This is a genomic window from Pelagibacterium sp. (assembly GCF_035555455.1).
Classification (GTDB): domain Bacteria; phylum Pseudomonadota; class Alphaproteobacteria; order Rhizobiales; family Devosiaceae; genus Pelagibacterium.
Genome location: NZ_DATMGM010000043.1, coordinates 1 through 12,363 on the forward strand (window position 1 = coordinate 1; position 12,363 = coordinate 12,363).

Annotated in this window: 12 protein-coding genes; all 12 read right to left on the minus strand. The window is 65.2% G+C overall.

The window, feature by feature from the left end:
• Positions 1-587: hypothetical protein (locus VNS12_RS08455; protein ID WP_325487384.1), on the minus strand; the 587-nt coding region annotated here is incomplete at its 3' end.
• A 147-nt stretch (positions 588-734) separates the two neighbouring features.
• Complete coding sequence (locus VNS12_RS08460; RefSeq protein ID WP_325487385.1) at positions 735-1,208, minus strand: hypothetical protein; 474 nt, start codon at positions 1,206-1,208, stop codon at positions 735-737.
• Between the two features lie 91 nt (positions 1,209-1,299).
• Positions 1,300-2,712: an ATP-binding protein gene (locus VNS12_RS08465; protein ID WP_325487386.1), complete on the minus strand. Its 1,413-nt coding sequence runs from the start codon at positions 2,710-2,712 to the stop codon at positions 1,300-1,302.
• A gap of 16 nt (positions 2,713-2,728) precedes the next feature.
• Positions 2,729-3,388, minus strand: coding sequence for a response regulator transcription factor (locus tag VNS12_RS08470; protein WP_325487387.1), 660 nt, complete (start codon positions 3,386-3,388; stop codon positions 2,729-2,731).
• Positions 3,389-3,409: 21 nt separating this feature from the next.
• Positions 3,410-3,694, minus strand: a complete 285-nt coding sequence (locus VNS12_RS08475) for a hypothetical protein (RefSeq protein WP_325487388.1) — start codon at positions 3,692-3,694, stop codon at positions 3,410-3,412.
• Between the two features lie 266 nt (positions 3,695-3,960).
• Entirely contained in the window at positions 3,961-4,131 is a 171-nt protein-coding gene (locus VNS12_RS08480; RefSeq protein ID WP_325487389.1) for a DUF1902 domain-containing protein, read from the minus strand.
• Between the two features lie 59 nt (positions 4,132-4,190).
• On the minus strand, positions 4,191-4,940 hold the full coding sequence (locus tag VNS12_RS08485; RefSeq protein ID WP_325487390.1) for a glycoside hydrolase family 108 protein: 750 nt from the start codon (positions 4,938-4,940) through the stop codon (positions 4,191-4,193).
• An 11-nt stretch (positions 4,941-4,951) separates the two neighbouring features.
• Positions 4,952-5,887, minus strand: a complete 936-nt coding sequence (locus VNS12_RS08490; protein WP_325487391.1) for a DUF2793 domain-containing protein — start codon at positions 5,885-5,887, stop codon at positions 4,952-4,954.
• Positions 5,884-9,642 (minus strand): baseplate multidomain protein megatron, encoded by a 3,759-nt coding sequence (locus VNS12_RS08495; protein WP_325487392.1) that lies wholly within the window; start codon positions 9,640-9,642, stop codon positions 5,884-5,886. The genes VNS12_RS08490 and VNS12_RS08495 overlap by 4 nt, the downstream gene beginning before the upstream one ends.
• A gap of 537 nt (positions 9,643-10,179) precedes the next feature.
• Complete coding sequence (locus VNS12_RS08500; protein WP_325487393.1) at positions 10,180-10,608, minus strand: NlpC/P60 family protein; 429 nt, start codon at positions 10,606-10,608, stop codon at positions 10,180-10,182.
• Between the two features lie 8 nt (positions 10,609-10,616).
• Positions 10,617-11,495: a DUF2163 domain-containing protein gene (locus VNS12_RS08505; protein WP_325487394.1), complete on the minus strand. Its 879-nt coding sequence runs from the start codon at positions 11,493-11,495 to the stop codon at positions 10,617-10,619.
• Complete coding sequence (locus VNS12_RS08510) at positions 11,492-12,124, minus strand: DUF2460 domain-containing protein (RefSeq protein WP_325487395.1); 633 nt, start codon at positions 12,122-12,124, stop codon at positions 11,492-11,494. The genes VNS12_RS08505 and VNS12_RS08510 overlap by 4 nt, the downstream gene beginning before the upstream one ends.
• Positions 12,125-12,363: the final 239 nt, after the last annotated feature.

Consider the following 12,363-nt stretch of genomic DNA (forward strand, 5'->3'; position numbering starts at 1 on the left):
ATGGCGCGCCCGGGATTGCCCATATGGGCCACCATCGCCTGCATCCATAGCGCCCGCGTCAGGGGATTGGTGATGGCGATGGTCTGGAACGCCTCCGCCAGCGCCATTTCATCAGCCAGCGACCCGACCGCCGCCCCGAACCGCGCCGCCTGCACCAGCAATGGCCTGCGGCGCAGCGCCATGATCACCTGCGGCAAGCGCCGGCGCGCCACCTCGCCGCCCATCTGCATGGTGTTGCGGCGCTCAAGCTCAAAACTGTCTTTTTCCGCCTCGGCATTGTCCTTGAGGCGGTCGACGATTTCAGGGATCAACTGGTCGAGCGCATCTACCGGGTCCGCGCCCGCAACAATGCCGTCGCCCAGTCGCGCTACTTCGCCGGGTGCGATATCGCGGGCAATCCACGTCCAGATTGCGATAGCAGCATCGCGCTCGATGGCGCCCGCGAACACATGGGCAACCGGCGGTTCCACCAGCACCCCGGCCAGCGCCGCGACAAAAGCCTCCCGCGCCGCCTCATTCCCAAGCCCCTCACCCGCCCCCGCCGGGGTCGGCAACATCGCGTCGGAACGTGAAGCGGGATGGGCCATGAACGTGGTCAACCGGCAGTTGGGGAAGTCGATTGGCTCCGATCGTATCGTCGAGGGGTAAAAAAACCTTTGTCCGTCAGAATCAAGAAAGGCGCCGCCCTCTGGCGACGCCTTTCAGTCATGCGATACGTCTCGAAAAAGCGCCGGTCAGGCGGTCACGCCCCACGCCCCGTCAACCTCGCGGCAGGCGGTCCCGGACTTCGTGTAGGTCTGGCCGTTCAGCGTCACACGGTGGGAAAATTCGCGGCAATCGAGGTTATTGACCCGCACATAGGGGCCCACCGAGACCTGGCCCGAAGCACCACCGGAACTCCAGGTGCGCGGAGCGCCCGGACGGCCGAACTGGAGGGCATAGAACTGGGCTTCGTTGGCCGCGCTGCGTTGGGCCGCGCCAAGCTGTCCGAGCACGCCACCATCGATATAGTCATAGGCGCCCGGATCGAGCCGTGCCTGCTGGATGGGCGTGGTGTCCGCCGGCTGCTGCGGCGTCCCGGGCAGGGGCGACAGTATGGCTGGCTGGGAATAGACCGGCTGCCCCCAGGTTGGCGTCGACGCCGTCCGGGTACAACCGGCTACGATCAGAGCCAGCGAAACAAGCGCAATCGCCCTCAACATTTTCATTTCGCAATACCTTTCCTAACGGACGCACAGGTCCCGATTATGCCTTTTGACAGCCAATAAGGCCAAAATACGATTGGTAAACCGGATCGCTTCATGCCTGTTGCGGCCTGGTATGCCGCGCGGCTGGCAATATCAGCGTTGCGCGCAGCCCACCCAATGCCGAACGGCCAAGGCTCAGATCGCCGCCATAGATGTCCACCAGTTCCTTGACGATATCGAGTCCCAACCCGCTTCCCGGTGTTTTTTCGTCCAGCCTGACACCGCGGCGCAACACATGCGCCGCCTCGGCGTCGGTCAGGCCGTCTCCGTCATCCTCAACGACAATCTCGACGCTCCGGTTCCCTGACATCTCCGTTTCCCGGGCGGTCAGCCGCACCGCGGACTGCGCCCATTTACACGCATTGTCGAGCAGATTGCCGGCCATCTCCTCCAGATCGCCCTCATCGCCCCTAAACCATGGGGTTGCCGGGGCCAGATCCGTCGCGATATCGCGATCCTTGTTTAGCTTGGCCATCACCCGCGCCAGCCTGTCGAGCACCGCAAGCGTATCAGTCCGCTTGCCGACTACGCTGGAGCGTGCCGCCAGCCGCGCCTGATCGAGATAGGTGGAGACGATCCGGCTCATGGCGTCGGTTTCATGCATCACGCTTTTGGCCAGCGGTGTTTGCGCCGCTCCCGCTTCGTTGCGCAACACCGCCAGCGGGGTTTTCAGCCCATGGGCCAGATTGCCCACCTGGGCGCGGGCCCGCTCCACGATCTGGGTGTTGGAGCGCAACAATTCATTGAGTTCGCCAGCCAGCGGCGCAATTTCACGGGGGAACGCGCCCTCGACCGTGGGCTTTTCGCCCTCTCGCACCGCCTCGATGGCCTCGCGCAGCCGTTCGATCGGGCGCAGCGCAAACCGCGCGATCATCCCGCTCATCACCGCAAGGATCAGCCCGACCACCGCGAGCACAATCACCGCCTGCCCCCGGAACGCATCGACGCGCCCTTCGAGGTCTGAATAATTGCCCGTCACAATGATGCGGAACCGTCCCAGATCGTCGAGCGTCACCCAGCGTTCGACCGCCAATAGGCTCTGGCCGTAATCGGCTGCGATCAGCCCGGACCGCGTACCGGTGGCGCTGAAGGGTTCGGAGAGTTCGGGCAGCACGGTGCCCACCATGGAGGGAGAGAAATTAACCAGCGCCCCGCTTTCGCTACGAATCTGCCAGTACCAGCCGGAGGTGGGGCGAGAGAACCGCATATCAGCCAGGCCGAGATCGGGCGATGCCGCCGAATTGTTCTCTAGCGTCTGGCCGACCAGCGAGGACAGCTGAAAATCAAGGCTTTCGGTCAGGTCGCGGTCCAGCGCCTGCGAATAGAGCTCGGACAACAGGAACGCGGTCGCGATCAGCGCGACAATCAACCATCCCGCCGACAGCCAGAACAGTCGGAACGAAATCGATCCCCTCGTCTGGGATTCCTGGGTGGTTTGAGTTACGCTCTCGGCGTCGGAACCCATTGACAGCCTGTCCCGCTCATTCCGCGATGATCTGATAGCCCAGACCCCTGATGGTCTGGATCAGATCGTCGGGCAGCTTCTTGCGCAGCCGCCCCACGAACACTTCGATCGTGTTGGAATCGCGGTCGAAATCCTGATCGTAGAGATGTTCGGTCAATTCGGTGCGCGAGATCACCTTGCCCTTGTGCATCATCAGATAGGCCAGCAGGCGAAATTCATGGCTGGTCAGCCGGATCGCCTGTCCATCGACGGTCACCCGGCCTGCCTTGGTGTCGAGCCGCACCGTTCCGGCGGTGATTTCGTTGGACGCGTGCCCCGCTGCCCGGCGCACCAGCGCGCGCAGCCGGGCCAGCACTTCTTCCATATGGAAAGGCTTGGCCACATAGTCGTCTGCCCCGGCGTCGATGCCCTGCACCTTGTCGCTCCAGCGGTCCCGCGCCGTAAGCAGCAGCACCGGCATCAGGCGATTTTCGCGCCGCCAGGCTTCGAGTACCGAAATCCCATCCATCTGCGGTAACCCGATATCGAGCACCACCGCATCATAGGGCTCCGTATCGCCGAGGAAATGGCCTTCCTCGCCGTCCGTGGCGCTATCCACCACATAACCGGCATCGGTCAGTGCCTCGCACAACTGCCTGTTGAGGCTCTCATCGTCCTCGACAACAAGGATACGCATTGTCCCGCCCGCCTTTTGCGCCTATCGCGCGCTTACCGTCAGATTACGCGCCTGTCCCGCCGCTTCCAGCACCGCCAGCACATAGACCGGCGCACCGCCCTGCTCGCAAACCTTGACGCTGAGCACCTCGGTCGAAGGGGCAATCCCCTCCCGCGCCAGCACCGCTGCCACCGGCTGGATACGCCCTTCGGCCAGCGCCGCCTGAATGGCCGCATTGTCCCAGCACGCTTCCTGCGCCACTGCCGGGCCAACACCCAGCGGAAGCGAGAGGCCGATGGCCAGAACCAGAGATAAAAGCCGGAGCATTCGCGTGTTCATCATGGTTCCGGTTCTATCGCGATATTGCTGAACTGCAAATGAATGGTGTGCATTTCCCGCAATTCAGCGCACCCCTCACCCCGGCCCTCTCCCTCAAGGGGAGAGGGGGCTCTTTTGACCAGCGCTTGAGTTCAAACCGAAGCGCTGCTCCCATCTACCCTTCTCCCCTTGAGGGAGAAGGTGGCCGCGAAGCGGTCGGATGAGGGGTGCGCTACATCTCCAAACGTACAGTCGAAGCAGATTGGTCCGAATCCTCAAACTAAACCGTTGAGTTCGACAAGATCCTGCAACGCACCTGAAACCCGTTCGTAAAGAGCCTCTACGGTCGGTGCCTCCACCGCCAATCCATCGATATCGGACGAGGTCGCAAACCACACGCCCGCCTCATCATCCCAATCTGCCCGCACAAGAATTATTGAGCTCATCGCTCTTGGCACTCCGTGGTCGTTCCATGCAATATAGGCCGCCCCGACGCCAGCGCAACTCACTCCCGCGCCAGATCGCCCTTCAGCCCCCTGCGCAGAAAGATAATGGCGAGGGCTTCCATGATCAATTGCGGGCCGGACACCTCGCCGAACGCTGGGATGTCGACTCCGAACATGGCGGCAAGCCCCACCAGCAGCATCAATGCCCCCATGACATAGGTCTTGTTGCCCTTGAGAATGGACATGTCGGTAATTCCCTTTGTGGATTGATCATTTCGCGAGGGCACGACAGCAGCCAGCGCCGCCGCGCGGATCGTGGCGACCCGGCTGGTCCAGCCGCGCCCGAAAGTTGTCCAGGTCGTCAGTCGCTGCAAAAATCCAAGCCGCTGGTCGCACAGGGCCTCGATCAGCGCCCGCGGATCGCGCTTGTTCACGGCTTCGATTGTCAGCGGGCCAACAAATCCGTCCTGCACCACCCCCACCAGCGCCTGAAGCGTCCTGATCGCCCGATCCGGTCCGGAATTGACCGCATAATCGAACACCGCCAGATCGACGCCCGGCGGCAGCAGATCCGCCTTGCAGCGCTCCCAATAGAGCGCCTTGTAGATCGCTTCGGCCTCGGCGCGCTCCAGTGAACGCACCGCATCTTTCGGCAGGTCCCACCACGGCTCGATCCCGCGCCAGCGGGCCAGCGTCTTGTGGGTAATGCCCATATTGGTAGCCCCGCCGGGGTCGGACGGATGATCGGCAAAGCCGCCCTCCAGCTCCAGAATCCGGGCAAGGCACAGTGTCCAGCGCGAAGCCGGCATGGCAGGACTCCCTAACCGTTGTTGGAAAAGCTCAGTTCGATCCAGTCGCCGCCGCGCCGGACCAGCATCAAACTGTCCTCGAAATTGTCGAGCACGCGGTTGCCGCCGAGTTTGAGATTGCCCACGCCATCGCGAAAAGTCAGCGCCACCCCTGCCGTGCCGGTCACGATCATCACCGCGCCGTCAAACCCGCCGGTGATGGTGTCGATATCGTCGCTGGTGCCAGTTTCCGGCGCGGGCACCACAAAGCCCGTCTGCGCCGCCAGCACCCCGCCATCAATCGTTGGGAAACTCACCGCGCATCCGGCAAAGCTGTCGAACCGGACAAAGCCCGATGCTGCCTCCAGCGTCATCGCCGTCGCAAAGCTTGCCCCGTCGGCGCTGACCTTGAAGGCAAAATCATCATCGCCCGCCAGGCCGATTTCGGCCCGCCCTTCCCAGCCGGATTGAAAGATCAGCGTCGCGCTGTTGTCCGCGCTTTCCTTGTTGAGCGTCAGCCGCACATTGCCATTACCGCCACTGCCCGCGGGCACTGCGGTAAACAGCGCCGCTTCCGAGCGCACGGCCAGCCGGTTGGTGGCATCAGGATCGGTGCCGATGCCCAGCCCGTCATGAAACAGCGGCCGCCACCGGTCGCGATAGACCACGGGCCGCGCGGCGGTCTTGTCCCAGCCCAGCCAGCCCTCGACCGGCACCGCAAAGCGCCAGCCCCCTTCGGTCCAGGCAGCGATTTCGCCATCGTGCCCCTCCCACGCACCCGTCGCCCCGGTGCCGATTCCATAGGTCGCCCCCGCTTGCGGCCCTTCGGGCGGCGCCAATAGCGCCAGTCCGTCGAGCCGCATCTGCACCAGCGCATCGAGCACCAGCAGCGCTTCATTATGAGTGATATGCTTTTGCGCCTGCTCCGAGGCGATCAGCGGCAGGTCGAGCCGCGCGGTCATCGTCATGGAAATACTCCAAAGGCTTTATGCCCCGCTCCGAGCACGGGGCTGATCTGTTCGACGGTAAAGCCGACTGCGGTCACCGGCCCGCCGAAATCGTCCGCCTGCGCCGCCGCCGAATAGCGGAATGAGGGTTCATCAACGCTCACGCTGCGCACCACCGTCTCACCATCGCGGATGGCGATGCGATAGCGCTCCGGTACGAAATCAAGCGGCACGTCCGCATGAGGCCAGCCATTGCCATCGATCCGGCTGCGCCGCCGCCAGTCGAGGATAATCTCCCCGGTCACTGCATCCCGGATCGCGCGCAGATGAGCCGGGGCCAGCGGCAGCGCCGCCCCGATATCGACCGCCACTTCCAGCGCCATCCCTTCGCCGTCGCGCGGCCCGGCATAGGCGCGCACTGAGCGCGTCCCGCCCAAGACATCCTGCGGCACCGCCATGCGGGCAACTTTGCTGTCGAGCACCAGCACCGCGCTGCCCGCCTCTGCCGCCCCGATCTGGGAGCCCCGCAAGCCGCGCAGCAGCCCATCCAGCCGGTAACGCGCCGGGCCGATAAGCTCCGCCTCAGCGAAACCAATCAATTCCCAATGTCCGGCGCTCATTTGCACCGCCAGCCGGTTGGATGCAGCCAGCACGGCCAGAGGATCAGCCGAGGCAAGATGCCCGGCATGGATTTCGATCTCCAGACGCGACGCCCGGTCCCAGATACCCATCGGTCCCGCCGCAAGCGGGGCCGACAACACTCCGAGCACGCCATTGCCCGTCAGTCGCGCCAGTTCTGTTCCCGTATCGCTATCGGTGAGGGTGATCGGCCCCGGCCAGGGCTCGGCAAACGCCGCCGCAACCAGTTCGGTCCGCCCATCCGCCGTCGGCAGATGCGCAATGGTAATGGCCGGCACCGCCTCGATTGGCGGCGATATCCGGGGCAAGTCCCGATCGGGAGCCGAAACCGTCCCGATCGCGCTGCCCCCATGCCCGGTCGCAGTCACCCGCCGCGCGCCGCCATCACGCAGCGCCTCGATGCGGAACGGCCCGTCGGCCAGCCCTTCTATGGCGACCAGATCGCCCGCCTCCAGCCCCAGCCTCGACGCAGGCAATGCGAAATCGAGCGTGTCCCCCGCCCGGCGCATCGCCGCCAGCAGGGCCCGCGCCAAAAGACTCCCCTCCGCCGGCTCGATCACCAGCCCGGTGTCGATACTGGCATTGCGCTCCCCTTTGGGCGTCACCGCCAGCACCGAAGCGGTCTGATAATCGCGCTCGCGGTCGAAATGGCTCAGCGTCAGCCGCCCGGGCATTTCGCTCGGATCGCTGCGCTTTCGCGCCAGCACCGGCCCATCTTCCGCGACCAGATCACCCGGATCGATCACCGTCACAGGGCGCGGATCGGCCAATTGCCAGGCGATCCCCTCCGGCGTGTCGCGCACCGCCAGCCCCAGCGCCTCGATCAACCCCGATGACGCATCGCGCAGGCTGGCCACCGCCTCGACGCCCAGCCCGAGCACCATTGGCGGCGCGGCATCAATGCTGGCCACCGGCACCTCGAAATCCTTTGCCATGGCGCGCAGGATTTCCCCAGCGCCCGCCGCGCCCAGCCTGCCGTTCAGCCAGTGCCCGGCGCGATAATTGCTGGCGTCCGACCACACGTCCGGCAGTCCCGGAAACGCCGGATAGGGCCGCGCATCCCAGCACCACAGATAGATACGCCCCGCATCGAGCATCCGCCCGCCATACAGTGGCGACACCGGATTGTGTGCCCCCTCTTCCCGCCAATATTGATGACAGGCCCGCAAGGCCTGTCGCTGGATCAACGGGTCGGACGTCCCGCCGGAAAACGGCGGGCGCTGGTCCTCGGAGCTTTTCGGGTCGCCAAACGCGTTGGGCGCATTAGGCCCCTTGTCCACCGCCCCGCAGCCCAATTCCGTCAGCCAGATCGGCTTGCTCATCGGCACCCAGCCGGTCTTTGTCGCAGCCCTCACCCCGCCGATGCGGTTGTGGTGCGGCTGGCTCCAGAACCCGACCAGATCCTTGTATCGCCACACCCAGTCCTCGCCATGGGTGCCATCGGCGATCGCCGTTCGAAATTGCGCGGCCCGGTCCGCATCGGAGGCATAGAACCAGTCGAACCCTTCCCCGCCCGCAATATTGGCTTTGAGGTAATCGAGATCGTGGATCGCCCGCGCCGTTTGGGCATCCAGATGCCCGTCCCCATCGCGCCAGTCGGCCAGCGGCATGTAATTGTCGATGCCGATGGCGTCGATATTGGTGTCGGCCCATAGCGGATCGAGGTGAAAAATCTTGTCCCCCGGCGCGTTTTCCGGCTGGATCCCCGAATATTCCGACCAGTCCGCTGCGTAGGTGAGCTTGGTGCCGGTGCCCAGGATCGCGCGCACCTCCGCCGCCAGCCCGCGCAGCGCATCGACGAACGGGAAAGTCGCTGCCCCCGAACGCACCGTGGTCAGCCCGCGCATTTCCGAGCCGATCAGCATGGCATCGACGCCCCCCGCTGCCTTGGCGAGCTGGGCATAATGCAGGACCATCTCGCGATAGCCCTTGGCCATGAAGGCCGCAATCTGGGTGGCCGCCGCGCCGCTGCCATCGGGCGACCCGGTCATCCCCGCTGCCGGGTGACAGGTGATCCTGCCCCGCCAGGGATAGGCCGATTGCCCCGCCGCCAGCGTATAGGGGTCGATGCGCGCATTACCGTGGGGAATATCCATCATCACGAACGGATAGAGCGTCACCTTGAGTCCGCGCGCCCGCAGATCGGCGATTGCCGCGCGCACCGAGGCGTCCGAGGGCGTACCGCCATAGGCTGGCCCGCCCGCATGGGTGCTGACCCGGTTGGCCCCGGTCCGGTTCCGGCCCGCTACCGCCCAGGCCGCGCCCTTGACCTGCTTGGTGGTATTTTCAACGCGGGGCTCGACCACACACTCGCCGCAGCGCAGGTCCGTGCCGAACCATGAGACCACCAGTCCCACATGTTCGAGATTGGGGCATAGCGCGGTCAGTTCGTCGATGGACAGGTCCCAGTCCGAGCGCGCCCCGCTCACATGGCAGTTTTCCGAGCGGGTCCGCCCCGGCCCCAGCACCTGCACCCTCGGTTTGGGATCGTAGCCGAACTCCGTCGATCCGGGGATGACGCACACCGCCCTCACCGCAGGTTCCAGGTCTCCGGACGGGCGGCAGATTTCCACCGAAAGGTTGGGAATGCGGTTGCCGAACGGCGTCAGGTCCAGCCGCTCGAAAACGAGATAGCACAGCCCGCGATAGGCCGGCGCCGCGCCCTGCCGCGCCACGATGAAGCCGTCCGGCTGCTGGTCCTCGGTCCCGCGATAAAAGCGGATATCGAGCCCGTCGGTTTCGAGCAGTTTCCCATCCGCCCAGATGCGCCCCAAATGGGCCACTTCGCCCTCGCACAGGGCCAGCGCAAAACTGGCAGCGATCGTCTCCTCGGCGTCGGTCCGCCCAAACCCCTTGGAGCCCGCGCTTTGCCCAGCGATCCGTTCCAACCGCGTCGCCCAGATGATGTTGCCCGACACCCGGCACCAGCCATAAACGCGCGGAATGGGCCCACCTTCGCTCGATCCGGTCAGCCGAACGTCCGAGTGGGTCCGGGTCGGACGCGGCCCGCCAAAAATCGCCGCATCCACCGCGCTCCCGGCCAGCGCGCCCAGCGCCCGCCCGATGGTCGCCCCGATCGGCCCGCCCAGCGCGCCGCCCACCACCTGCCCCGCCAGCGAAAGTGCCAGTGTCGCCATAAACCCCGTCTTTCAAATGATTAATGCGTTTTTCGACGCCACTACCAGCGGCCCACCGCCACCCCACCCACCGCCGTCATCCCGGACTTGATCCGGGATCCAGTAACCGGCAGCGCGTCAGCTCTTTCCCATTCGCCATCCAAGAGAGCCCCCTTCTCCCCCCCTGGGGAGAAGGGCCAGGGATGAGGTGGCCGCTGAGTCTCCACTCGCACCGGCGAGCATACTAGACCCCGGATCAAGTCCGGGGTGACGGCGTTGGAGAAAACGGCATCGCCAGGAAAATCCTCGAGGCTCGGACCATGCCCACCGACCCCATCAGACGCGTCACCCCCCGGCGCACCGGTTTATCCCCCAACGCCACCCCACCCACCGCCGTCATCCCGGACTTGTTCCGGGATCCAGTAACCTGCAGAGCTTCACCTCTTTCCCCTTCGCCATCCAAGAGAGCCCCCTTCTCCCCTCGTGGGAGAAGGGCCGGGGATGAGGGGGCCGCTGAACATCCTCCCGCACCACCGCACCCCCAAACTCAGCACCTCCTCACGGAAACCGGAATACCCCCGCGACCCGCCGCGCCCAGCTCTCGCTCATCGCCATCTCAACCACGCCCAGATGCTCCTGCGCATGAACGAACCGCTCAGCGCTCACCATCACGCCGCAATGGCGCGCCGGTCGGTGGCGCATGAGCCGAAACAGCACCACATCCCCCGCCCGCGCCGCGCCCGCCTGCTCCACCAGATAACGCCGCGCCGCCATCTCCAGCGCATCGCCGATTCCGGCATCGCGCCAGTCGGCCCCATAGGGCGGCACAGGTCCCGGCTCGCCGCCATAAAGCGCGCGCCAAATACCCCGTACCAATCCCAGACAATCGGCCCCCGCCCCCCGGTTCGCCCCCTGATGCCGATACGGCGTGCCCACCCACCGCATGGCCTCGGCCACCACCCGGTCGCCCATACCGAGGTCCGTCATCCGTTCCCTCACGACACCAGCTTCCCGCCATCCAGCCGATCCTCGCTGCCCGGATAGCGCAGCACGAAGTCGTTGCCCGGCACATGCGGAAAGCCCCGAAAATTGAGGCCGTTGGCAAATTTCGTCCGGCAGGTCGAAAACTGCTTGTCGCATCCGGCATGGACGAAAAGTGTGTCCCCCACCGCCACCCAGTCGCCCACGGGCCGGTCGAACCCCAGCGTTTCCCCATCGTGGCGCACCACGCTGTCCTCGATCCCTATGCGACGTCCCGACCCCCATGTCGCCACGCCCTGGTTGAACCAGCCTTGCGCAAAACCGCCCAGCCCGCTCACCGTCACGCTGGTCGCGTCCGGCTTGCCGGTCACCACCGCCTCGGCGCGAAATTGCGGTCGATCGATGTTGACCCTGCAGCGCCCGTCCCCCAGCCTGGCGTCGCACATATGCTGATAGAGCCGCCCGCGCGGCACGTTCAGCGCATGCTGACCCGAGCGCAATTCGGCCCGGAACACCCCGTCCTCGCGGGTGATCTCGCCGATGGTGTCGACCCGGACCAGTTCGCGCTGCGCCGGTTCGCGCCAGTTGACGCGCCAGCTTTCCACCCGCGCGCCGTCATAGCGCCCCAGCGCGATATCGTCCTCAGTGATCGCGTCGGACTGGAGCACCCCCAGCACCTCCGCCGTCTCGGTCTGCGGCCCCAGCCGCTGTGCGGTTTCCCCGCCATCCAGCCCGTGCGCCGGATCGAACCGGCGTCCGTCAAACGCGATCGGCAAATCGTGGTCGGTAAAGCCCTGCACCACGCCATCGGTGCGCAGGATCGCCCAGCACCAGCACAAGGTGGTGGCCCCGCTGGCCAGATGGTCGGCGAACTGTTGCGAAAACTGTCTCATTCCCCCAACACCTCGATAATCGGAATGGCTGGAACCAGCGCCGCATCGAAGCTCGTCAGTTCCACGTCCAGCCGGTCGGTGTCGAAGCGCACCGGCACGTCGAAGGCAAACCCCGCCATCACCGCCTCGCCCTCAGCTGGCGCCTCCACCAGCGTGACGATACCCGTCAGCAAATCGACGCTGAATGCCCCCACGCCCAACACCGCGCCGCCAACAGCCAGCACGACGCTACCCGCGACGGGCCGCGTGATGGGCCGCAGATAAGGGTCGAAATCCGCGCCATAGCGTTTGATCAGTTGAAAGCGCGCCGTTTCCCCATCACCCTGACCAATCGTCTGGTCGGATGGATTTGGCGCGCCACCATCCGGGCTTGACGTCCAGTCCAGCGCGTCGTGCCACAAGAACGAATGAAACCGCCCGCGTCGTTCCTCGAAAAACTCCAGCACGGCGAGCATGTCCGCGCGCGATTTGATGCCATATCCCGCATTATATCGCCGCCGCGCATGTGCCCATCGGCTGTTGCGCTCCTCGCGCCCCGAGGCCAGCGTCACCACATCGGTCGCCCGCCCCGGCCCGCCCTGCGCCCCCAGCGCAATATCGAGCGGAAACCGCACCTGATGAAAGGCCATTGCTCGTCCTCTTTCGTGTTCGTTGCGCATCCCGGCACTTGATCTGGCCCTAATCGGCAGACCCTGAGCGTTTTCCAGAACGCTGAGCATACTAGATCCCGGCTCAGGGCCGGGATGACACGCTGGATGAAAGCACAGGTCTATGCCCCTCTCTTCAACGCGGAAAGAACCGGATAGAGAGGAGCACACTGAGTCCCAACACCCACCCCGTCATCCCGGACTTGATCCGGGATCCAGTA